At 62.4% G+C, this 22,918-nt stretch carries 18 protein-coding genes; 8 read left to right on the top strand and 10 right to left on the bottom strand.

Going from position 1 to position 22,918, the window contains the following annotated elements; all coding sequences use genetic code 11:
* Positions 1–53 precede the first annotated feature (53 nt).
* The 7 genes from tssH to tssB all read right to left on the bottom strand — a co-directional run bounded on the left by tssH (position 54) and on the right by tssB (position 8,451).
* A complete protein-coding gene (gene tssH / locus ABTV87_RS17490; RefSeq protein WP_433898011.1) occupies positions 54–2,594 on the bottom strand; it encodes a type VI secretion system ATPase TssH in 2,541 nt (846 codons plus the stop codon).
* Between the two features lies 1 nt (position 2,595).
* Positions 2,596–3,621, bottom strand: a complete 1,026-nt coding sequence (gene tssG, locus ABTV87_RS17485) for a type VI secretion system baseplate subunit TssG (RefSeq protein WP_433898010.1) — start codon at positions 3,619–3,621, stop codon at positions 2,596–2,598.
* Entirely contained in the window at positions 3,585–5,378 is a 1,794-nt protein-coding gene (gene tssF / locus ABTV87_RS17480; RefSeq protein WP_433898009.1) for a type VI secretion system baseplate subunit TssF, read from the bottom strand. Before tssF ends, tssG begins: the two co-directional genes overlap by 37 nt.
* Positions 5,362–5,805 carry a type VI secretion system baseplate subunit TssE gene (gene tssE / locus ABTV87_RS17475; RefSeq protein WP_007958868.1) on the bottom strand — a complete coding sequence of 148 codons (444 nt, stop codon included), beginning with the start codon at positions 5,803–5,805 and terminating at the stop codon, positions 5,362–5,364. Before tssE ends, tssF begins: the two co-directional genes overlap by 17 nt.
* A gap of 15 nt (positions 5,806–5,820) precedes the next feature.
* On the bottom strand, positions 5,821–6,318 hold the full coding sequence (locus tag ABTV87_RS17470) for an Hcp family type VI secretion system effector (RefSeq protein ID WP_007958866.1): 498 nt from the start codon (positions 6,316–6,318) through the stop codon (positions 5,821–5,823).
* A 76-nt stretch (positions 6,319–6,394) separates the two neighbouring features.
* Positions 6,395–7,879 (bottom strand): type VI secretion system contractile sheath large subunit, encoded by a 1,485-nt coding sequence (tssC, locus tag ABTV87_RS17465; RefSeq protein ID WP_433898008.1) that lies wholly within the window; start codon positions 7,877–7,879, stop codon positions 6,395–6,397.
* A gap of 29 nt (positions 7,880–7,908) precedes the next feature.
* Positions 7,909–8,451 carry a type VI secretion system contractile sheath small subunit gene (gene tssB, locus ABTV87_RS17460; RefSeq protein ID WP_007958861.1) on the bottom strand — a complete coding sequence of 181 codons (543 nt, stop codon included), beginning with the start codon at positions 8,449–8,451 and terminating at the stop codon, positions 7,909–7,911.
* A 228-nt stretch (positions 8,452–8,679) separates the two neighbouring features.
* Between tssB and ABTV87_RS17455 the strand changes: the two genes are divergently transcribed.
* Genes ABTV87_RS17455 through tssA form a run of 5 tightly spaced genes read left to right on the top strand, consistent with a single transcriptional unit; the run spans position 8,680 to position 16,190 of the window.
* Positions 8,680–9,126 carry a type VI secretion protein gene (locus ABTV87_RS17455; protein WP_085605091.1) on the top strand — a complete coding sequence of 149 codons (447 nt, stop codon included), beginning with the start codon at positions 8,680–8,682 and terminating at the stop codon, positions 9,124–9,126.
* A gap of 46 nt (positions 9,127–9,172) precedes the next feature.
* Positions 9,173–10,504 carry a type VI secretion system baseplate subunit TssK gene (gene tssK, locus ABTV87_RS17450; RefSeq protein WP_433898007.1) on the top strand — a complete coding sequence of 444 codons (1,332 nt, stop codon included), beginning with the start codon at positions 9,173–9,175 and terminating at the stop codon, positions 10,502–10,504.
* Between the two features lie 18 nt (positions 10,505–10,522).
* Positions 10,523–11,287, top strand: a complete 765-nt coding sequence (locus ABTV87_RS17445; RefSeq protein WP_085602784.1) for a DotU family type IV/VI secretion system protein — start codon at positions 10,523–10,525, stop codon at positions 11,285–11,287.
* Positions 11,284–15,105 carry a type VI secretion system protein gene (locus tag ABTV87_RS17440; RefSeq protein ID WP_433898006.1) on the top strand — a complete coding sequence of 1,274 codons (3,822 nt, stop codon included), beginning with the start codon at positions 11,284–11,286 and terminating at the stop codon, positions 15,103–15,105. The genes ABTV87_RS17445 and ABTV87_RS17440 overlap by 4 nt, the downstream gene beginning before the upstream one ends.
* Positions 15,102–16,190, top strand: a complete 1,089-nt coding sequence (gene tssA / locus ABTV87_RS17435) for a type VI secretion system protein TssA (RefSeq protein WP_433898005.1) — start codon at positions 15,102–15,104, stop codon at positions 16,188–16,190. Before ABTV87_RS17440 ends, tssA begins: the two co-directional genes overlap by 4 nt.
* On the opposite strand, the gene ABTV87_RS17430 is transcribed toward tssA, so the two are convergent.
* Entirely contained in the window at positions 16,187–17,155 is a 969-nt protein-coding gene (locus ABTV87_RS17430; protein WP_007958849.1) for a 2-hydroxyacid dehydrogenase, read from the bottom strand. The two genes, tssA and ABTV87_RS17430, sit on opposite strands and share 4 nt — an antisense overlap.
* 172 nt (positions 17,156–17,327) lie before the next feature.
* A complete protein-coding gene (locus ABTV87_RS17425; protein ID WP_433898004.1) occupies positions 17,328–17,711 on the bottom strand; it encodes a tautomerase family protein in 384 nt (127 codons plus the stop codon).
* Positions 17,712–17,984: 273 nt separating this feature from the next.
* Here ABTV87_RS17425 and ABTV87_RS17420 point away from each other — a divergent pair, with 273 nt between their 5' ends.
* The 3 genes from ABTV87_RS17420 to ABTV87_RS17410 all read left to right on the top strand — a co-directional run bounded on the left by ABTV87_RS17420 (position 17,985) and on the right by ABTV87_RS17410 (position 19,937).
* Complete coding sequence (locus ABTV87_RS17420; RefSeq protein ID WP_074688773.1) at positions 17,985–18,179, top strand: hypothetical protein; 195 nt, start codon at positions 17,985–17,987, stop codon at positions 18,177–18,179.
* Positions 18,180–18,230: 51 nt separating this feature from the next.
* Positions 18,231–18,401, top strand: a complete 171-nt coding sequence (locus ABTV87_RS17415; RefSeq protein WP_167748742.1) for a hypothetical protein — start codon at positions 18,231–18,233, stop codon at positions 18,399–18,401.
* A gap of 255 nt (positions 18,402–18,656) precedes the next feature.
* Positions 18,657–19,937: an HAAAP family serine/threonine permease gene (locus ABTV87_RS17410; RefSeq protein WP_039767145.1), complete on the top strand. Its 1,281-nt coding sequence runs from the start codon at positions 18,657–18,659 to the stop codon at positions 19,935–19,937.
* Between the two features lie 301 nt (positions 19,938–20,238).
* Here ABTV87_RS17410 and acnB read toward each other — a convergent pair whose 3' ends face one another.
* Complete coding sequence (acnB, locus tag ABTV87_RS17405) at positions 20,239–22,848, bottom strand: bifunctional aconitate hydratase 2/2-methylisocitrate dehydratase (RefSeq protein WP_045121882.1); 2,610 nt, start codon at positions 22,846–22,848, stop codon at positions 20,239–20,241.
* Between the last annotated feature and the right edge of the window lie 70 nt (positions 22,849–22,918).

Here is a 22,918-nt window from a genome sequence, read left to right as displayed (position 1 = left end):
AGAACGCCTTCCTTTCATCACGGTTTTCGTGCACTTGCTGCGGACGCGGGGCGTTACTCCAACACCCACTCCGCCAATTTCCCTGTCACCTGCGTCATCAACACGTTCTCGACATCCCGCGCGCCTGCTGCGCTGCATTTGGCGAGCACGGCTTTGACGATTCCCGAATCAAACTCGAACTGCTTGCCCGTCGCAGCCTTGTAGCGACCGCGCAATTTTTCCAGCTTCGCCAACACGATCCCCTCCAGCGTCGCCTCATCCAGCGGCCGATACGCGACCACCGTCATGCGCGCCAGAAACGCCGGGCGGAAGGCTTGCAGGAGGACTTTGTGCAGCGCTTCGTTGAAGGCTTCCGAGCCGAGTTGTGCAGTCGGTGTATCGAGCAATAACTCGGCGCCGACATTGCTGGTGGCGAGCATCACGGTGTTCTTGAAGTCGACCACCAACCCGGTCCCGTCTTCCATCAAGCCCTTGTCGAACACGTTGTAAAACGCTTCCAGCACATCCGGATGCGCCTTCTCGATTTCATCCAGCAACACCACCGAATACGGTTTACGCCGCACGGCTTCGGTCAGCACGCCGCCGCTGCCGTAACCGACGTAACCGGGTGGCGCGCCCTTGAGCTGGCTGACGGTGTGGGCTTCCTGATACTCCGAGAGATTGATGCTGATCAGATTGCGTTCGCCGCCATACAGCGCGTCGGCCAACGCATACGCGGTTTCGGTTTTGCCCACGCCCGTGGGGCCGACCAGCAGGAACACGCCGACCGGTTTTTGCGGATCGGTGAGCCCGGCGCGATAGGCCTGCAAACGTTGCGCGATGGTGTTGAGCGCGGTGCTCTGGCCCATCACTCGCTGACCCATGCGTGTGCCGAGCGTGCGCACGGCGTGGGCTTCGTCGGCGAGCATTTTGCCGACGGGGATGCCGGTCCAGCCGGCGATCACGGCGGCGACGGTTTTGCCGTCGACCTGCTCGGGCACCAGCGGATCGTCCTGGCGGATCGCATCGAGCCCGGCTTCCAGACGCAGCAGTTCGGCGGCCAGATGATCGATGCGGCTGTCGATGGCTTCATCCGGTTTGTCGCTGTCGGCGCGTTCACTGAGGTCAAGTAATTCGCGGCGAGTGTCGAGCAGTTCGCGCACCGCCACGCGCTCTTCGCCCCAGCGGGTTTCCAGTTCGCGGATGGCCTGGACGTTGGTCTTCGATTCGCTTTCCAGCAGGGTGATGCGCTCGCGGTGATCAAGCCCCGTGGCCTGTTCCCGGCGCAGGCGTTCGACTTCTTCTTTGAGGCTTTGCTGACGGTGGCGCAGGCTCTCCAGCGGCGGCGGTACATCATGCTGGCCGAGGGCGACCCGGGCGCAGGCGGTGTCGAGAACGCTGATGGCCTTGTCCGGCAACTGGCGGCCGGAAATGTAGCGATGCGAGAGCTTCACCGCTTCATGGATCGCGGCATCCAGCACCTGCACGCCGTGATGCTGTTCGAGTTTGGCGGCGACGCCCCGGAGCATTTCCACGGCGGTGATTTCGTCCGGCTCTTCCACCTGCACAAGTTGGAAGCGGCGGGCGAGGGCCGGGTCTTTCTCGAAATATTTCTTGTATTCCATCCAGGTCGTGGCGGCCAGCGTGCGCAATTCACCTCGGGCCAGCGCGGGTTTGAGCAAGTTGGCCGCGTCGCTACCACCCTCGGCACCGCCAGCGCCGATCAAGGTGTGGGCCTCGTCGATGAACAGGATGATCGGTTTGTCGGCGCTGCGAACCGCGTCGATCACGCCTTTGAGTCGCTGTTCGAATTCACCTTTGACCCCGGCCCCGGCCTGCAGCAAACCAAGGTCGAGCACCCGCAAACTGACTTCCTGCAACGACGGTGGCACATCCCCGGCGGCGATGCGCAGCGCCAGGCCTTCGACCACGGCAGTTTTGCCTACGCCCGGCGCACCGACCAGAATCGGGTTGTTCTGCCGGCGTCTCAGAAGAATGTCGATGCACTGACGAATTTCGCCATCGCGACCGACGATCGGGTCGATGCGCCCGGCATGGGCGTCGGCGGTCAGATCCTGGGTGTATTGATCGAGCACCGAGTCTTGCCGTGGCGTTGGACTCCCCGAAGACACGGAACGCGGGCCGACATGCTCGCGGGAGTTTTCCGTCCACTCCAGCAGGTTTGCGCGCAATGCTTCTTTCGGAATTCGCAGCAATGACGATGCACTGTTGAGCAGCAGGCTGCGGCGCTCGTCACGATCAATCAACGCCAATAAAAGCAGCCCGGAACGAATGCTGTCGATCCCCAGCACACTGGCCTGTACCACCGCGTCTTCAAGCAATCCCAGCGTGTGCGAAGACAGCGCCGGTGTGCGCGTACTGCCAGCCTTGAACAGGTCCAGCGCCTTGTTGATCTCCGCCGTCAGCGCATCACGCTCCAGCCCGAAGCGCGGCAGCAGAAAGGCAAAATCGCCGCCCTCGATATCCAGCAACTCCAGCAACAAATGCTCGATCTCGACAAAGTGATGCCCGCGCTGCAAGCACCGTTGCGCGGCACGTTCGAGGGCGCGGCGGTTGTCCGCGTTGAGGCGTCCGATCAGGCTGGCCAGTTCCATTTCAGGTGATCTCCAGCTGACGCAGGCGGGTTTCGATCCGTTGCACGGCCAGGCTGGTCTGCCGTTGCAGGCCGCCGTTCCAGCTCAACAGAGCCGGGGTTTGGCGGCCGAGTTGCAGTGGCCCGGCACCGCGCACCAGCAGCATCAGTTTCACGTCCAGATCCGGACCGAAATACAGTGCCGCGAGGCTCGCCAGTGCCGGATGCGCTTCGCCGTCCGGCAAGAAGCGCGCGGCCTGCGTCGATGGCAGCGGCCCCAGCGTCAGGCGAATCCCGGCATGTTCATCCCAGACCCGAGTACCGGCGACTGCGCTGCGACCCAGTTGCAGATTGCGTCCGCCAGCCTTCATGACGCTGCGGCTGGCGCGTGGGATTTCACGCCACGCCCCTTCATAGGCGCTCAGTTCCACCGTCACGGAAAACTGCTCACGGACAATCGCCGCGAACCCCGCCAATGAGCGGCGGCCATCGGCGTACAACGCCGTGCAGGCCAGAACGGCGCAGTCAGGAATCGCCTGGCGCTCCTGCAGGGACTTGGGCAACAACCCGGTCAGCGCCCGCAGTTGCGCCTGCACCGGCGAGGCGCCGGGCGTGGTGAAACCGAGGGCGATCCGGTGTTTGCGCATCACCTTGTACAGCAGGCTCAACAGCCGATGCTGGAACAGGTCGAGGAACTCGGCGGGCGCATGATCCTTGGCCCGCGCCCGCTGCTGCAGCCATTCCTGATAGGCGTAAGGCAGCGGGCCGTCGGGGCCGCCGAGGCCGAACATCGGCGAGTTCAGGGTCAGCGGTTCACCGGGGTTTTCCTCCAGGCTTTCGATCTGGCTGGCGGCGAACAATGGCGTCAGCGGCCCGCGCAATTTCAGCGCTTCGGCCTGTGGCGATGTACCCGAACCGAGGGCGTCGGCCTGCGGCTGTTCGCGCTCCAGCAACAGCAACGCCTGCAACCATTCGAACGCCTGCGGATCACGGCGCAGGCGCTGGCTCAGGGTCAGAGCGACAGGGGCATGCCGGCTTGGGGTTGCCATGCCTTGACCTCCTTGTCTGCCTGCATGAGTACCGTGCGCACGAAGCGATTGGCCGTGGCGTACACCGAAAAGAATTGCGCGAGCACTCCTGAAAACAACACCGCGCTGCTGCCGACGAAATGCTCTGGATCGAGCTGCAATTGCACTTCGAGCCCGTTGCGCCAGCCGCGCCAGGCGTCGGCGCCGACATGGCCGATCACCCGCTCGCATCCGAGGCTCAACAAACCTTCAATTTGGCGCAGGGCGCTGGCCTCATCGCGCAGGTTGTGCAGTGTCAGGATTTCCTTCAGCGCATCCAGTGCCTGCGGCCCTTCGACCAGCGACAGATGATTGAGGGTCAGTTGCGAGACCAGCCGCCAGCGCGAATCACCGTCCAGACGCGGCAGGCTTTGCGGGCTCGGCGGATTACGCAGGCGTGCCCACGCCACCGGCCCCGGCCGTTCGAAACCCAGCGGCGTACCGGCGGGCAGGCTCTGGGCCAGATGCCGATTGGTGCACAACAGTTCGGCGGTCAGGCTGTAATCGGGCAGGTCGGTCTGCGGTTCGAAACGGGTGTCGACGACACTGATCAGCAGATCGCTGCCGAGCCGGTTCGGCGTCTGTCCGTTGACCCGTCGCGCGTGCCAGTAACGTTGCCGGTCACCGCTGCTGTGCTGGCTGCCGAAATACGCCGGCAGCCGCTGCACACCGCTGGCGGAGCTGGCGCGCACGCTGCGGATGCTGTGGATTTCGACGCTGTTTTCCCGGTGGCTGTCGGCGACCAGTCGATACTCGCTGCGGGTGCCGTCCGGGCGCAAAGGCTCCGAAGTGCGCGGGAACAGGTTGATAACCGGCGCGCAGCCGAGGGCGATATCGCTGGCCTGCAAATGCAATCGGCCGGCCGGAGCACGATCAAAAACGATGTACAGATACAGCGTCTGGCTGTCACTCGAAACACCGGACAGCGGCAGATCAAAGAAGTGGAATTTGTCCGGGAATGCGAAGTACTCGGCCAGCAGACGCATGCCCGGATGCACGCCATCTTCGTCCGGCAGCAGCACTTCGTCGTCGGCGAATCCGACGACCTTCGGCAGGCCTTTCACGCGGGCGGGAATGCTCCCCGGCGAGCCGGCCAACACCTGCACCGCGTGGGCGCCGAGCAGATCATAGAGGCTGGCGTTGACCACCGGTGACGCGGCCAGGTGAATGCGCAGTTGTTCGATGCCAAGCTCTGACCACTGACTGTCGCCGAGGCAACGCAGACTCAGGCGCAACGCCGAGCGGGACTGCGCCACACCGGTCAGCGCCTGGGCTTCATCGCTACCCAGCAACAAGGCTTCGCTGATTTCTACCGGCCACAACCGCACGGCTGCACTGGTGCGAAAGTGAATGCTCTCGCCCTTGCTGGTGGTGACGAACAGCGGCGTGTCCCGGGGCAGGGGATAGCCGCCGTCGAGGTTGCCTTTGCTCGGGTCCGGTTCGAACTGGACGATCGCGCAGGACGGCAACGGGCGCATGGCCAGGGGATAAAGCTGTTCGAGCAATGCGTCGCTGAACTCGGCGTAGTCGTCATCCAGCCGTCGTTGCAGGCGTGCGGCGAGCAGGGCGAAACCTTCCAGCAAACGTTCGACGTGCGGGTCCGGGCATTCGCCGGGAGACAACTCCAGACGTCGCGCGACTTTCGGATAGCGCTCGGCAAACTGTCCGCCGGCATGTCGCAGCCAGGTCAGTTCGCGCTGGTAATAGTCGAGCAGTTGCGGGTCAATCGAGTCGCTCATGGCGCACCTCCAGCCCTTCGTTGCCGGGCTCGATGACAAACGCCACCGGCCAGTGCTGCGTGCCGCTGCGCAACTCGCCGAGCAGGCGAATGCTCAGGCGCTGCGGGTGCTCGGGCAGGGGATTGACCTGAACCTCGCCGAGCAGCAGGCGTGGTTCGAAATGGGTGATGGCTTCGCGAATGTCCCGCGCCAGACGGCGACGGTCATCGCTGCGCTGTTGTTGCAGGGCGCTCCAGTCCGCGATGCCGTAGTCGATGACGCTGGGCGGGGAGGTCAGGGTGCGCGGGCCACGGCGGGTGTTGAACAGGCGCCCGAGCTCGGTGTGCACCGAGTCGAGCAGATCCTGCCGATCGAACTCCCGCGCGCCGTCGCCCTCGCTCGAGGCGAGGCGTTCGAACAGCGGTGGAAGTAAGCCGGTGCCTGCCATGGCCGCGCCGCCGGGTTAGCTGACGAGCTTGTTGGCGGCCATGTCCCAGGTCGAGGCAGCCGTGCCTTCCTTGGTGCCGTCGTCTTTCTGCGCGGTGAGTTCCCATTTGATCTTGGTGAAGTTCAGGGACAGGGTTTCCACCGGTTTGCCGCCGGTACCGCCACTGACGCTGACGTTGGAAATCACCACGTTGGTCAGGGTGTAAATGATGAACGGCAGCAGTTGCCCGCTGCCTTCGGCGGCGTTGCGGCCGATGGTGATCTTGGCTTCCGGGATCGGCTTGCCGGCACAGCAGTATTCGTTGAGCGACGGTGTGGAGGTGTCGACGAATTTGGTCAGGGTGAACTCGCCGACGTGGGGCTTGCCGGAGGTGCGCTCCGAGTTGCTGACGTCGTTGGTGACTTGCATCGCCACGTTGTGGCTGTAGGACATGACTTCGATCTTGTCCGCGTAACCCTCGAGCAGGCTGTCGCCTTTGATGTCGCCGCCGAGGTCGAGAATGATTGCATCCATCGCTTGAAACTCCTGAAAGGTGTCGTGCCAGGAAAACAGGGGAGCGCCCGCAGGAAATCCTGCGGGCGCAGGCAGGTCAGGCGGCTACCGGTGGCGGCAGCGTGGCAACCAGGCGGATCGACGCGGTCAGCTCTTCGAGCTGGAAGTGCGGCCGCAGGAACACCGTCGCGCGATAGGCACCGGGCTTGCCGGCGACTTCGGTGACGTCTACCCGCGCTTCACGCAACGGGTACTGCGCCTTGATTTCCTGCGGCGCGTTGTCGTTGATCAGCACGTAGTCGGCGATCCAGTTGTTGAGGTAGGTCTGCACGTTGTCGCGGGTCATGAAGCTGCCGACCTTGTCGCGCATGATCACCTTCAGGTAATGGGCGAAACGCGAGGCTGCGAGCACGTACGGCAACATCGCCGAGATCCGTGCGTTGGCGTTGGCCTCGTTGGTGTTGTAGACCTTGGATTTGTTGGTGGTCTGGCCGCCGAAGAACACCGCGACGTCGCTGTTTTTCTTGTGGCACAGGGCGATGAAGCCGAGGTCGTTGAGCTCCTTCTCGCGGCGGTCGGTGATCGCGACTTCGGTCGGGCACTTCAGAGACAGATCGCCGGAACTGGTGCGGAAGGTGTGCGCCGGCAGGCCTTCGACCGCGCCGCCGCCTTCAGCGCCACGGATCGCCGCGCACCAGCCGTACTTGGCAAAGGCTTCGGTGATGCGTTGCGACAGCGCCCACGCGGCGTTGCCCCACAGGTATTTGCTGTGGTCGGTGCCGTTGGTGTCTTCGACGTAGTTGATGCCTTCCACCGGCGACGTGTCCGGGCCGTAAGGCAGACGCAGCAGGAAGTGCGGCAGCACCAGGGAGACGTAACGCGAGTCTTCGCTTTCGCGGAACGAGCGCCACTTGATCAGCTCCTGGCTCTCGAACACTTTCGACAGATCACGTGGCACGGCCAGTTCGGTGAAGCTGTTCATGTCGAACAGACGCGGGCTTGCGGCAGCGATGAACGGGGCGTGGGCAGCGGCGGCAACGTTCGACAGTTTCTCCAGCAGGCCGATGTCCTGCGGGTGCCGGCCGAAGGTGTAGTCACCCACCAGCAGGCTGAACGGATGGCCACCGAAGGTGCCGTATTCCTCTTCGTAGATCTTTTTGAACAGCGCGCTCTGGTCGAATTCAACGGCTTTTTCCAGGTCGTTCTGCAGCTCTTTCTGGGTCACGTTGAGCAGGCGCAGTTTCAGCCGGGTGCTGGTTTCGGTGTTCTGCACCAGCATGTACAGGCCACGCCAGGATGCTTCGAGTTTTTGCAGGTCCGGGTGGTGCAGCACTTCGTTGAGCTGGGCGCTGATCAGCTCGTCGATCTGGCTGATGCGGTCGTTGATCATCGCCACGGTGTCCTTGTCGATGGCCATGCCTTCGTCGAGCACCTGGGTGGCGAATTCCGCGAGCATGTCGCGGGCGTAATCCTGCTGACTGTCGTCATGGGCCATGCGGCCCTCGGCGATGATTCGATCGAGCAGGGATAAAGTCTCGGCGGCAGCATTTTCGCTGGCTTGATTCTGGGCGGCGGCGGGCATGGCGAATTCTTCCTCGGTCAGGTGGACGATCAGGCTTGCGGTTCGGCCGGAGCTTCGGCATCAGCGGCCGGGACAGCGGTGTCCGGGCGGGCCGACTTGATCTCTTGCAAGCCTTCGGTGTTGGCGATGACGTCGCGCAGCAGCTTGTCCAGATCGTCATTGCCGTCGAGTTTGGTCAGCAGGTCGCGCAGGCGCTGTCGGGCTTCGAACAGGCGCCGCAGCGGCGTGACTTGCTCCACCACCTTGACCGGGTCGAAGTCGTCGATGTGCTTGAAGTTGAGTTCGATGTTGAGCTTGCTGTCGTCGCCGCTGAGGGTGTTGTTGACTTGCAGCGTGGCGCGGGGAGCGATGGAGGCGAGGACGTCGTTGAAGTTGTCACGGTCGATTTCGGTGAAACGGCGCTCGGTCAGTTTTGCCAAGGGTTCGAGCGGCTTGCCCGAGAGGTCGGCGAGGATGCCGACCACCAGCGGCAATTCCTTTTTCTCGATGGCGTTGCCGATTTCGACGTCATAGGTGATTTGCACTCGGGGCGGGCGAACCCGGTCGAGCTTGTGCTGGGTACTTTCTGCCATGTCGGCGGACTCCGATGCGATGAGCGGGCGCAATGCATCGGGGAGGCCCGTTCATCGCTTTCCCTTGCTGGACCACAGGTTAGAAAGGGTGGCAGATGACCTGTCGTTCCTTTGACAAACCTTCCTCATTCGGCTGTAGGAACCGAACTACCCAAGACGCTAGAACAGGTCTATAAAAATGCAAGCGAAAAACTTTTTTGGACTGACTGGCGAAAAGGAAAATTCATTTTGTCTGCACGACTTTTTCTAATGATCGGGTTTGCGCTGCTCGCCGGCTGTTCGTTTTTCGGGCCGAAAGTCGATCTCGACAGCCTGACCCTCGACGTCGCGCCCAAGGCCAATGACGACACCCCGATCGCCGTGGATTTCATCGCGGTCAACGATCCGGATCTGCTCAAGCAACTGTCGGGCATCAGTGCCCGCCAGTGGTTTGCCGAGCGCGAGCAGTATCAGCGCGACTATCGTCAGCTGATGAGCGTGTGGGGGCTGGAGCTGGTGCCGGGGCAATTCATCGACCGCCAGCCGTTCCCTTTGGGGGGCAAGCGGGCGGCTGGACTTTTGGTCTTCGCCAGCTATAACACTCCCGGAGCGCACCGCCTGCGGCTGGACGATCAGAGCGACGCATGGCTCAAGTTCGACAGTCGCGAGATGAGCCTGGTCAGCAAGGAAAACTGAAACACACCGTCCGCCGCCGGTTCGCGGTGCAGTCGAAGGGAGTCGTATGAGTCTGCTACCTGACGCGGTCTGCTGGCATGAAGGCATGCAATTGCTGCCACAGCATTTTCAGTTACAGGGCCTGCGGGCCGAGGCGCTCGGCGCGCATCTGGCTCAGGCGTGCAATCCGTGGTTTTTTGGCGTCAGCCACATGGAGTTCGACCCGTCGGCGATGAGCGCCGGGGTGGTGCGGGTGCTGTCGTTGCAAGGGACGATGCCGGACGGTCTGCCGGTCAATCTGCAAGTCGGTGTCGACCCGACGCTGGAGCTGGACGTCGCTGCCGCGATCGACGCCACGGACGATGCGACGGTGACGGTTTATCTGGCGATCAGTCCGCTGTGGCGCGCCGGTCAGTTGCTGCCGCTCAAGGGACGTCTGCAATCGGTGGTCGGCGAGGCGTTACCGGACCTCACCAGCGGCGAATTTCCTGAATCGATCACGGTGTGGCGTCCCAATCCACGCCTGTGCACGCAACTGAACAAAGCCGATTCAATCTGCCTGCCGCTGCTGAAAATCCGCAAGGAGGGCGGTGGTTTCCTGCCGTTGCCGTACACACCGCCGACACCGGTGTTATTGCCTGAATCGCCATTGGGTCGGCGAGTGGCCGGGCTCTGTGCGCGGGCACGGGAGAAGTGCCTGTTCCTCGGCGGGCGATTGCGTCAGGCGCAGCAGGCCGGCAATCAGGATGACGCGCTGGAAATCCGCCGGCAGATGACGGCGTTATGGGCGCGGCTGCCGGAAGTGGAAGGGGCGCTGATCAGTCGTGTCGCTTATCCACAAAACATTTATGTGCAACTGCTGGGGCTCGCCGGTGCTTGGTCGGCGCTGGATCCGCTGGCGGGTGTGCCGGCTTTTGCGCCATTGGATTTCCTCGAATTGCAACGCGGTTACGAACCGCTGCTCGACTGGCTGGAAAACACCCTGGAACTGATCCGCGCCGGTTACCGCAGCATCGCGTTCGAGCGCGGTGAGCAGAGTTTTTCCATTCAGTTGCCGGACGAGCAACCGAGCCAGCGTCTGGTCATCGGCCTGCGCATGCCCAACGGTGCCAGCGAGCAGGCGGCCGGCGAATGGCTGCGGGGCGCGATCATCGCTTCGGCGCCGCACATCGCGTTGCTCAGCCGCCAGCGCATGAGCGGTCTGACGCATCAGGCCATGAGCCGCAGCGAGCAGGTGGCCTACAGCGTCGGCGACGACACCCGGCTGTTCGTGGTGACCGCCGAAGGCAGCTGGTTCGACGCGCAACTGCCGCTGATGATCGCCGCGCCGGCCACCAAGTTGACCAGCAGTCCGTGGCAAGTGGTGTTGTTTGTCGCCCAGAACAGTGAACGTGCCTGATCACACAAGGAACGTCGTATGTCGCAAGGAAGTGCCGCAAGCCTCGGGTTGCAGGACGCTCCGCTGAGCAGTGCGTTCCGCCACACCTGGCAACAGTGGTCGCAGGACTGGAGCCAGTTGCCCAAGGACAGCGAGGACGAAGCGGCGCTGGTCGAAACCGTGGTCGAACTCTCGACCCAGGCTTCGCAACGGCTGTGGCGTACCGCGTTTGCCAAGGTGGGTGATTCGGCGACCGAACAGGTCAAGGCACTGGTGTACGCGTTTGTCGCGCTGGTCGATGAAACCCTGCTGTTCAGCCCGTGGCCGGGCCAGAGTGCCTGGCAGGAAAAGCCCCTGGAGTCGCGACTGTATTCCAGCCGTCAGGCCGGCGAGCAAGTGCCGGCGGCGATTCAGACCTTGCTCGATGAACAGCAACCCACCACCCGCGATCTGGCCAACGTGTATTTGCAGTGCCTGATCCTCGGGTTCCACGGACGCCTGCGCGGTGAGCAGGGTCAGGTGCAACGGGAAAAATGGCGGCGGGCGCTGTTCACGTTTGCCTGGCAGGACGAGGCCGATTACGCCGCTGTCAGTCAGCGACTGGTACAGCCTTCGCTGGCGACACCCTTGCAGTTGCCGGTACGCACAGCGTTGCCCGACGGCTTTCGTCTGGCGCTGGGCATACTGGCGATGATTCTGTTGCTGACCGGGTTAGGGCAGTTTCTGTGGCGCGACATCCGTCAGGAACTGGAGCCGGTGTTGCAGGCGCCCGATACGCTGACGGCGCCGGAGCAAGACTCATGAGTACCCTGACGATCGTGGCCTGGGTGGTCGCCATCCTCCTGCTGCTGGTGATCATCGCGGTGGCGGTGTGGTGGCTGCGCACCCAGAGCGGCGCGGCGATCCGCAGTTTCTACGCCGCCGTGCGGCACATGGAACAGGAGCAGGGCGCCCACGACCGGTACCAGATGCCGTGGCTGCTGATGCTTGGCGATGAAACCCAGGGCGCGCAACTCGCCACTCAGTGGCGTTTGCAACCCACCGACAAACCGGCGTGGTTCGGTCGCTGGTGGTCGGATTCCGAAGGTGCGGTGCTGGTGGTGCCGCAGGCTCTGTTTCTGCCGGAAGACGGCATGCACCTGCAACGCGGCGGCTGGTGGCGCCTGCTCGGGCTGATCCTGCGCCTGCGCAGCAAGCGTCCGCTGGACGGGGTGATCTGGACAGTGCCGGTCAGTCGGTTGAGCAATCTGGAACAAGCCACGCAACTGGGGCTGGCGGCGCGTCGGCGTTTCATCGATCTGTTGCAGCGCTTTGGTCTGAGCCTGCCGGTGTATGTGGTCATCACCGGGCTGGAAGAACTGCCGGGGTTTCAGGAGCTGATCAGCGCCTTGCCGGACGAGGCTCGCGATCGCACCTTGGGCTGGTCGTCGCCCTACGCCCGCGATGCGGTGTGGCAGGGGCAATGGAGCGATCAGGCGCTGGATCGGCTGCACCGTGCGGTGGCGGAAGCAGTGATCGAAATCGGCACCTTGTCCGGGCATCTGAGTGCCGATCTGTACGCCTTGCCGGAACGTCTGGAAACCCTGCGCCGTGGTTTGCAGAACGTGCTCGAACCGGTGTTTCAAGGCAACGCTCAGGGCGAAGCACCGTGTTTTCGTGGGGTTTACCTGACGGCCAATCAGCCGGCCGACGATGCGCTGGACGGTTTTTCTGCCGATGACAGCGGCCTGCAGCAAAGTGCGTTTGTGCGTCAGTTGTGGCGCCAGCGAATAGTCGGCGAACGCGGACTGGCCCAGGGCGTGCCGCGCCTGTTGCGCTTGCGCCAGCGCTGGCAGCGAGTGACCGCCGGGGTGGCGCTAGTGGTCGGGGTGGTGTGGGCGGTGGCGATGCTCTGGGTCTGGCACGCATCAGTCAAGGACGCCCATGAACTGGCGCGACTGCTGCAAAGCGCGCAGAAAAATTACGTGGCGGTCACCGACGACGAGCATCGGGTCGAGCCGACCCGGCGCAATGTGCAGAACTTCTGGCGGGTGCTGGAACGGGCGCCGCACTGGCACTACGTTTCGCTGGCTTTTCCGACGTCATGGTTTTCCTCGCTGGACGGGAGACTCGAGCAGGAAGTGTTCAGGTCGACCCAGCGCCACATGCTGCAACCGCTACACGATCTGCTGGTCGCGGAGCTGGCGAAAATCAAGGCGATTCGCGCCACCGACCGACGCACCAGCGTCGAAAGCGAAGACCCGGCGCAGTGGCAGAATTATCAGAAGGCCACGGATCTGGTCGAGCGGGCCTTGCGTCTGGAACAACAGAACCAGTTGTTCGCCCAGGTGCAGAATAATCAGCGGGCGCCGCTGGAAGACCTGGCACAGCTGAGCAACAGCGCGCTGTCACTGAACCTCAACGCCGGCACCTTGCCCCACGCCGCCTACTACAACCGACTGCTCGCGGCCAATGATGGCGGCGACTTGCAGGCGCTGGATCTGAGCGTTGAACGGCCGTTGATCGTGAGTAATTTCACCGGGCTGATGGAGCGCTGGCTCGATCAGTATTTTCTGGCCGACAACTTCGTCAGCAAGGCCGGTTACCTGAAATTGCATCTGGAACAGCTTGAAGCCGGGAGTGGCAACAGCCTTACCGAACTGGAAGACCTGCGCGCGCTGATCGACGACCTGCAAGCGGCGATCGCCCTGACCAACTCGACCTGGAGTCGCGGCAAGGGTCAGGAGCTGGTGCCGGGTTATCGCGAGTTTCTCGACAAGGTGCGCAAGAGTTCATTGCTCGGCCCGGCTGTCGAACAGCAGCTCGATGCACAGGCCGGCAAGTTACAGCAGAGCTTTCGCGATCAATGGATCGCCCAGGTGGGTTCGCGAGGCAATCTGCTGGTGCAGCAGGGCAGCGGGCAACTGGCGTTGCAGGATCAGGTGGTCAAGCTCAACAACGCGGTGCAGGCGCTGTTCAAGCGTGACTTCGTCTCGATTGCCCTGCGCGCCAGTCAGGACAGCGTCAACCGGCAAGGCCAGACCGTGGACGGCGATGACCTCAACGAGTCGTTGAATTATTTCGCCAGCTACAAGAGCTACGTCGCCGAAGAGTTGCCGCGCATTCCGCCGGCCTACCGCGAAGCATTGCTGCAAGCCGCCGAAACCGCCGCCGCGCAAGCGATGTGGTTGAGTCTCAAGGATCACGATGACCAGACCCATCCCTACGCGGTGTTCAACGTGCAGGCCGTGCAGGCGATGAACCTGCAAAAGGCCTTTGTCGAGGTCCATCGCAGTGATCTGGCGGCGCGTCTGCAAGGGGCGCTGAACCGCCGGGCGATGGCGCAGATTGTGGGCGGGCTGGATGAAATCACCGCGCAGCCGCTGTTCGGTGGCCGCACGGAAATCAGCCAGTGGGACGGCTCGAAAAACCTTGGCCTGCAACTCTATGGCGCCAGCGATGTGCAGGATTTGAAGCTGAGCCTCAAGCAACAGTTCAACACCATGCTCGGCATCACCGAACGTCGCGCCCCGGCGCTGGAATGGCTGAAGACCCAGCAGGGCAACCTGTCGGCGCTGGATTACGAGCGCGTGACCCAGTTCAGCGCGCTCAACGACGAATTGCTCAAGTACAAGGATTCCAACCCGGCCAGTTCGCCGGCGCAGATCGAGCAACTGGTCAGCCGCGACTTCATTGAAATGGACACCGGTTCCTGCGTGCAGGTGTTGCAGACCGCCAATCTGACCGGCGGACGCGGCACCCTGGCGATGCGGGCGGTGGAGCTGCAACAGTCGGCCCTGCAACGCTGCCAGTTTCTGCAACAGCAACAGGCGGCCGCCGCGTGGAACGAGCTGGCCACCTACTTCAATCAATACCTGGCCGACCGCTTTCCGTTTGCCAACGGCGTGCAGGCGCAGGATGCCGACCCGGCGCGGGTCCAGCACTTTCTGGAAATCATCGACAAGCGCTTGCCGGTGGCCCAGGCCGGACTGGTCTTGAGCCAGACCCCGGAGCGGCTGGCGGCGGAAGATTTTCTCAACCGGGTGAAGCAGGCCAGCGTCTGGCTGACGCCGCTGTTCGTGCGCGACAAGAGCGGCATTCTGGGCGTTGAGCTGGACGTGCGCTGGCGCACCGATCGCGAAGAAGAGAAGGGCGCCGATCAAGTGATTGCCTGGGGCTTGCTGGCCGGCAATCAGCAGATCAGCTATCCCGCTGCCGATCAGCCGAACCTGCGCTGGATGCCCGGTCAGCCGATCCGCCTGACCTTGCGCTGGGCGCGCAACGGCAAGGAGCGTCCGGTCAACGACCCGCTGCAGCCGAACCTGGTGGTGCGCGATCTGGAGGCCGGTTGGGAGTATGGCGGGCCGTGGTCGCTGCTGCGCCTGATGCGCGCGCACTTCTCGGTGCAGCGCCAGCCGAGCATGGATTACACCGATTTCCCGCTGAGCCTGCGCCTGCCGGTTACCGCGCAGAACGACAGCGTCACCAGCGAATTCACCCGGATGTTCGTGCGCGTGTCGCTGATGAGCCAGGGCTCGAAACTGCCGTTGTCGATTCCGCCGTTGCCGACCCGCGCGCCGCGTTCACCGTTCCAGGTGACCGGCACCACCGCCGCCCTCGAAACGCAGAAGGAGGATTTGTGAGCCTGCCATCGACCCCGCTGCCGGACCTGATCGATCAGTTGCTCGCGCCCATCAGCGACGACGCGCCCTGTGGTGCGGATCTGCGCTATGAGCGCGAGTACGACCAGTTGCGTGATCTGCGCCGCGAGGACGACGCGAGTTTGCCCACGGGTGTCTGGCAGTCGACCCTGAAACGCGCCAACTGGCCGGAAGTCGAGCGGCTGACCACCACGTTATTGCTCGAACGCAGCAAGGACCTGATGCTCAGTGCCTGGCTGGGCGAGGCCTGGCTGCATTTGCAGGCACTCGATGGACTGCCGGGCAGTCTGGCGCTGATTGCCGGTCTGTGTGAGCGTTATCCCGAACATCTGCACCCGCAGGCCGACGACGGTGATCAGTCGTGGCGGGCGATTCCGCTGGAATGGCTGGTGCGTCGCTACAGTGAAGTGCTGCTGACCCGGGTGCCTTTGTTTGGCGCCTACAGCAGCGATTTTGAGAGTTATACCCTCGAAACATGGCGGCGGATTCAGGTGCAGCAGGTGCAGGCCAACGACTCCAAAGGCGCCAAGGCGTCGGCCGAAACGGCGCGCAGCGAGCACAAGAAACTCATCGAGCAGGTGCGGGCCACGCCCATGGCATTCTGGCTGCGCCATCAAGGCAATCTGCTGCTGAGCCTGCAACACCTGCAGCGTCTGGATACCTGGTGCGATGCGTATCTGGGAGATCAGGGACCGGGGCTCGGACCGTTGCAGGACACCCTTCAAGCGTTGTTGACCCTGGTTCAGGAGTTCATCGCCATGCACCCACAACAACCACTGTCGGCACCGCCGCCTGCGCCGGTCGTGGTCTCACCGGTTGAAGCGTCTGTCACGGCCACGCCCGAAGCCGCGCCAGTGCCGCGCGAACCGGCCAGCCGCGAAGAGGCTTATCGGCAATTGCTGCTGATCGCCGAGTACCTGGCCCGCACCGAGCCCCACAGCCCGGTGCCATATCTGATCCGGCGCGGGGTGGAGTGGGGCAACAAACCATTGAGCGAGCTGCTTGGCGAGCTGATTTCGGCAGACGCCGAATCCCGGCGCCTGTGGACTTTGCTCGGCGTGCTTTAGTGCACGCGCTGGTTGTTGAGTTTCGGCGGCAACTGCAACGGCGTCAGTACCGGTTGTCCGGAGAAGAACGCCACCAGATTTTTGCCCACCAGCTCCACGGTGCCTTGGGTGGCTTCCGGTGACAGACCGGCGACGTGCGGGGTGAGAAGCACATTGCTCAGGCCTTTCAGCGCATCGGGCACTTGCGGCTCGTGATCGAACACATCCAGCGCCGCCCCGGCGATTCGACGTTGCTCCAGTGCGCTGATCAGGTCGGCAGTGGCGATCACGCTTGCGCGGGCAATGTTGACGATAAAACCGTTGGGCCCGAGGGCATCGAGCACCGGACGGGTCACCAGATGCTGGCTGCCGATGCCGCCGGGCGTGGCGACCACCAGAAAGTCCGAGGCCCGGGCCAGTTCGGTCGGGGTCGAGCAGAACGCGTAAGGCACGTCACTGCGCACCTGACGGTTGTGGTAACTGATCTCCATGTCAAAGCCCAGACCGGCGCGTTTGGCAATCGCCATCCCCACCGCGCCCAGACCGAGAATCCCCAGGCGCTTGCCGGCCAGCGACGGGCGCATGATCTTCGGCCACTCGCCCCGACGCACGGCGGCATCGCAGCGCGGAATGTCACGCACCAGCGCCAGCAGCATCGCCATGGCGTGGTCGGCCACCGATGAAGCGTTGACACCGGCGCCGTTGGTCACGGTCAGCCCCCGGTCGCTGGCGGCTTGCAGGTCTACCTGCTCGTAACCGGCGCCGATCACGCAGATGATTTTCAGCGCAGGCAAGGCAGCGATTTCTTCAGCGTATAAGCCCAGCGGGCCACGGGTCAGCACCGCGTCGATCCGTGCCCCGTGAGTGGCGATGGCTTGCGCCCGCTCGGCAGGGGTCGGCGCGAGAATCAGGTGAAAACCCTGACGTTCGAGGATCGGCAAATAGTCATTGATGGTTTCAACCAGTACCAGAACGGTGGCGGGCATTGCTCGGCTCCTGTGATCGTCGGTATTCGGGCGCAAAAGTCGGTTCAGAGTGCTGATTCCAGAGCGGTTTGGCAATGGCTGGCATGGCCCCGCATCAGGCAGTGTAGGAGCTGATGCGGGGAGCGCGCGGGTGCTTCGTCAGAAGGTGATGTCGGCGCTGGCGGTCACAGGATCAGGTCACGTACTGGGCGATGCCGTTGCCGAACGACCAGTTCTCTTTTTTCACTTCCACCAGATTGATGAACACGTCTTCCTGGCGCACGGCCAGTTGCTGGTTCAGGTTGCGCGCAATGGTCTGGAACAGCCGTTGTTTCATTTCCACGGTGCGGCCTTCGCTGATGGTCAGCTGGATGAACACGATGCCGTCGCTGCGCTGGATCCCCAGGTATTGCGGGTCATAGACGAAGTGCTGGTCGTCGTGCTCGGCCAGCACCTGAAAGTTGTCGTGTTCCGGCACGTTGATCTCGCTGCGCAGGGCGGCGTAGATCAGTTCGCCAATGCGTTTGGCGAACGTCGGGTCCGGGTTTTTCTTGATGTCGACGCGGACGAGAGGCATGGGATGGCTCCACAGGCGAGGGGACTGGACGGGGATGTCAGTCAATTCGCCATTGGGTATAGCCGAAAAATGCCAGACGGTGAGGTTGTTTAAAAACGTTAGGAAATGGACGCACCGTCCTGCGGGATTTACGGATGTTGCCTACGAGTGCTGCCGGATTCATCCGCTATACGGCGGGGTGAGAAGCGCGGAATTATAGAGAGCAGGACGGGATGCGTTCTTCATGACGAAGCAGTAATCCGGACGGAAATTGCCATCAGCCAAGGAAGGCCAATGCTTCATAACGATCGTGAAAGCCTGGAACTCGACAGGTTGGAACATGAGTCACGAAAGCTCGTGGCTGAAAGACAAAAGCTGCTGGCGGAGGAAAAGAAGCTGAGATGGGAGGCGAACCTGTATCCAGTCGCGGTATTTGGTGGGGTGTTGACTGCATTCACTGCAGTAGCAGGATTTTTTTTCAAATTTTGAGTGTTCGCCTTTCAAAACAGTCAGGCCCAGGGAACCCAGAGGAAGATCAGCATGAGTACATATGACCGCAAGGCCAGAATGGAACGCTCAGAGCGAGAGCACGATGAGTGGGTCGAAAGAATGCGCATCAAACACAAAGGTGAAATGCTTCCGATGTTGGGGTTATTTGGCTTCGGCATCTTCTGCATGTCCCTTGGCTTCATATTGGCCCGATCGATCTGATCGGGTTTTTCCATGGCTCATTCGGCGCCGGTACATGCCATAAAACGACATATGGCGTATCTGGCGCCGACAGTCTTTTTCCCAAAAGCGACAAGCCTCCGATCTGCTCCGCACAACCATTCCTCAGCTAAGTCTTTGCTTCTGCTCATTTATCGCGGAGAATCGCGCCCCTGTTTCGGCCGGAGCATGTCTGTCGGTTTTTTCCGACGCGTCCTGACCGAGTGGCAAGTGACCGGAATGCGGAGATCCGACCGGATGAATGATCAGGCCAATAGCGTCGAACAACGCTTTGAAGCGGCAGCACCAGCCGAACTGTCGAGCTGGAATCGCCATGACACTACCTGGATGTTGGGACTGTTTGGGACGGCCATCGGCGCCGGCACCCTGTTTTTGCCGATCAACGCAGGTCTGGGTGGCTTCTGGCCGCTGGTGATCCTCGCGCTGCTGGCCTTCCCGATGACGTTCTACGCACACCGCGGTCTGACCCGCTTCGTGCTCTCCGGTCGCGAAGGCGCCGACATCACCGACGTGGTGGAACAGCATTTCGGCATCAAGGCCGGCGCGCTGATCACCCTGCTGTACTTCTTCGCGATCTTCCCGATCCTGCTGATCTACAGCGTCGGCCTGACCAACACGGTCGCCAGTTTCCTCGAACACCAACTGCACATCACGCCGCCACCGCGCGCGCTACTGTCGTTCGTGCTGATCCTCGGCCTGCTGGCCGTGGTGCGCTGCGGCGAACAAGTGATCGTCAAGGCCATGAGCCTGATGGTGTATCCGTTCATCGTCGCGCTGCTGTTCCTGGCGGTGTACCTGATTCCGCACTGGAACGGCGGCATCCTGACCACCGCTTCGCAAGTGCCGGCACCGTCCGCGCTGCTGCACACGCTGTGGCTGGCGATTCCGGTGATGGTGTTCTCGTTCAACCACTCGCCGATCATCTCGGCGTTTGCGGTGGATCAGAAGCGTCGTTACGGTGTCCACGCCGACGAGCGTAGCTCGCAGATCCTGTCCCGCGCCCACCTGCTGATGGTGGTGATGGTGCTGTTCTTCGTATTCAGCTGCGTATTGACCCTGTCGCCAGAGCAACTGGCGGAAGCCAAGGCGCAGAACCTGTCGATCCTGTCGTACCTGGCCAACCACTTCAGCAACCCGACCATCGCGTTCGCGGCGCCGCTGATTGCGTTCGTGGCCATCTCCAAGTCGTTCCTCGGTCACTACATCGGTGCCAGCGAAGGCCTGAAAGGCTTGATCGTCAAGAGCGGCAAGCGTCCAGGCGCCAAGGCCCTGGACCGCATCGTGGCGGCGTTCATGCTGGTGGTGTGCTGGATCGTGGCGACCCTGAACCCGAGCATCCTCGGCATGATCGAAACCATCGGTGGCCCGGTCATCGCGGCGATCCTGTTCCTGATGCCGATGTACGCGATCCGTAAAGTGCCGGCGATGGCCCGTTATCGTGGGCAGATGTCGAACGTGTTTGTCACCGCGGTGGGTCTGGTGGCGATTTCGGCGTTGATCTACTCGCTGACTGCTTGAGGCTCAACACAAGATCCCGTCTGATCTTGTGAAAAAGAAAGGCCGATCTGCCTCGCAGGTCGGCCTTTTTTGTGCCTGCGATCTTCGCGGGCAGGTTCGGTCCCAAGATGATCGTTCCCACGCTCTGCGTGGGAATGCAGCCAAGGACGCTCTGCGTCCTGAACCGTGACGCAGAGCGTCACAAGAGGCATTCCCACGCGGAGCGTGGGAACGATCAGCGCGGGGCGAGGCCCCATCCGGCAGGCATAAAAAAAACGCCGCACATCTCGCGATGGGCGGCGTTTTTCATTGCGTTGCAGCGTTAGGCTTGAACGACAGGGATCTTGGCGTTCGCAGCAGCTTCACGGAACTCGGCAATCTGGTCGAAGGACAGGTAGCGGTAAACGTCGGCCGCCATGCTGTCGATCTTGCCAGCGTATTCCATGTATTCCTCGACGGTCGGCAGGCGACCCAGGATCGAAGCAACGGACGCCAGCTCAGCCGAGGCCAGGTAGACGTTCGCGCCGTCGCCCAGACGGTTCGGGAAGTTACGGGTCGAAGTCGACACCACGGTGCTGTTCGGCTCAACGCGTGCCTGGTTACCCATGCACAGCGAGCAGCCTGGCATTTCCATGCGGGCGCCGGCCTTGCCGTAGATGCCGTAGTAGCCTTCTTCGGTCAGTTGGTGAGCGTCCATCTTGGTCGGCGGCGACAGCCACAGACGGGTTGGCAGCTGACCCTTGACCTGATCCAGCAGTTTACCGGCAGCGCGGAAGTGACCGATGTTGGTCATGCACGAACCGATGAACACTTCGTCGATCTTCTCGCCAGCAACGCTGGACAGCAGACGGGCGTCGTCCGGATCGTTCGGCGCGCAAAGTACAGGCTCGCTGATGTCGGCCAGATCGATTTCGATGACTTCGGCGTATTCGGCGTCGGCATCGGCTTCCATCAGTTGCGGGTTGGCGATCCAGGCTTCCATCGCTTGAGCACGACGTTCCAGGGTACGCGCGTCGCCGTAGCCTTCGCCGATCATCCAGCGCAGCAGGGTGACGTTGGACTGCAGGTACTCGGTGATCGACTCTTTCGACAGCTTGATGGTGCAACCGGCAGCCGAACGTTCGGCCGAGGCGTCGGACAGTTCGAACGCCTGTTCCAGGGTCAGACCTTCCAGGCCTTCGATTTCCAGGATGCGGCCGGAGAAGGCGTTTTTCTTGCCTTTCTTCTCGACGGTCAGCAGACCGTTCTGGATGGCGAAGTAAGGAATGGCATGAACCAGGTCACGCAGGGTGATGCCAGGTTTCATTTTGCCTTTGAAGCGCACCAGGATCGATTCCGGCATGTCCAGCGGCATGACGCCGGTGGCAGCGGCGAACGCGACCAGACCGGAACCGGCCGGGAACGAGATGCCCATCGGGAAACGGGTGTGCGAGTCACCACCGGTACCGACGGTGTCCGGCAGCAGCATGCGGTTCAGCCACGAGTGGATGATGCCGTCGCCCGGACGCAGGGAAACACCGCCGCGGGTCATGATGAAGTCAGGCAGGGTGTGGTGGGTGGTCACGTCGATCGGCTTCGGATAAGCCGCGGTGTGGCAGAAGGACTGCATCACCAGATCAGCGGAGAAGCCCAGGCACGCCAGGTCTTTCAGTTCGTCACGGGTCATCGGACCGGTGGTGTCCTGAGAACCTACGGTGGTCATCTTCGGTTCGCAGTAGGTGCCAGGACGAACGCCTTTGCCTTCTGCCAGACCGCAAGCCTTGCCGACCATTTTCTGCGCCAGGGTGAAGCCCTTGGTGCTTTCAGCCGGTGCTTCAGGCTTCTTGAACAGATCGAACGCTGGCAGACCCAGTTCGGCGCGAGCCTTCTCGGTCAGGCCACGGCCGATGATCAGCGGGATACGGCCGCCGGCGCGGACTTCGTCCAGCAGGACCGGGGTCTTCATTTCGAAGGTGGTGATGACTTCGTCGGTACCATGCTTGCAGACTTTGCCTGCGTGCGGGTACAGGTCGATCACGTCGCCCATGTTCATGTTCGATACGTCGAACTCGATTGGCAGTGCGCCGGCATCTTCCATGGTGTTGTAGAAGATCGGAGCGATTTTGCTGCCGAAGCAGAAACCGCCAGCGCGCTTGTTCGGCACGTAAGGGATGTCGTCGCCGAAGAACCACAGCACCGAGTTGGTCGCCGATTTACGCGAGGAACCGGTACCGACCACGTCACCGACGTAGGCGATAGGGAAGCCCTGGCCGCGCATTTCTTCGATCTGTTTCATCGGGCCGGTCTTGCCTTGCTCGTCCGGAACGATGCCGTCACGGGCCATTTTCAGCATGGCCAGAGCGTGCAGCGGGATGTCAGGACGCGACCAGGCGTCTGGAGCAGGGGACAGGTCGTCGGTGTTGGTTTCGCCGGTCACCTTGAAGACGCGCAGGCTGATCTTGTCGGCCAGCACAGGGCGCTTTTTGAACCACTCGCCGTCAGCCCAGGATTGCAGCACGGCCTTGGCGTGAACGTTGCCGTTCTTGGCTTTTTCAGCCACGTCGTGGAAGGCATCGAACATCAGCAGGGTGTGCTTGAGTTCTTCGGCGGCCACTGGTGCCAGCTCGGCGTCGTCCAGCAGTTCAACCAGGGTCACGATGTTGTAGCCGCCCTGCATGGTGCCGAGCAGTTCTACAGCGCGTTTCTTGTCCAGCAGAGGGGAGGAGACTTCGCCCTTGGCCAGTGCGGAGAGGAAACCGGCCTTGACGTAGGCGGCTTCGTCCACTCCTGGTGGTACGCGATTGGTGATCAGGTCAACGAGGAAAGCTTCTTCGCCAGCCGGAGGATTCTTCAGCAGCTCGACCAGGCCTGCAGTTTGTTCGGCGTTAAGCGGCTGGGGAACGATACCCAGGGCTGCACGCTCTTCGATATGTTTGCGGTAGGCTTCAAGCACAGTTATTACCCTCATCAGTGGTCCCAAATGGGTGTCCGGGACGCTCATCCCGAAATTGCCGTACTCATGC

The organism is Pseudomonas sp. PSE1(2024) (genome assembly GCF_050990555.1).
Lineage (GTDB): Bacteria > Pseudomonadota > Gammaproteobacteria > Pseudomonadales > Pseudomonadaceae > Aquipseudomonas > Aquipseudomonas aphyarum.
Note: the sequence above shows the minus strand (reverse complement) of the source record. Positions and strands in the feature narration are given on the sequence as shown.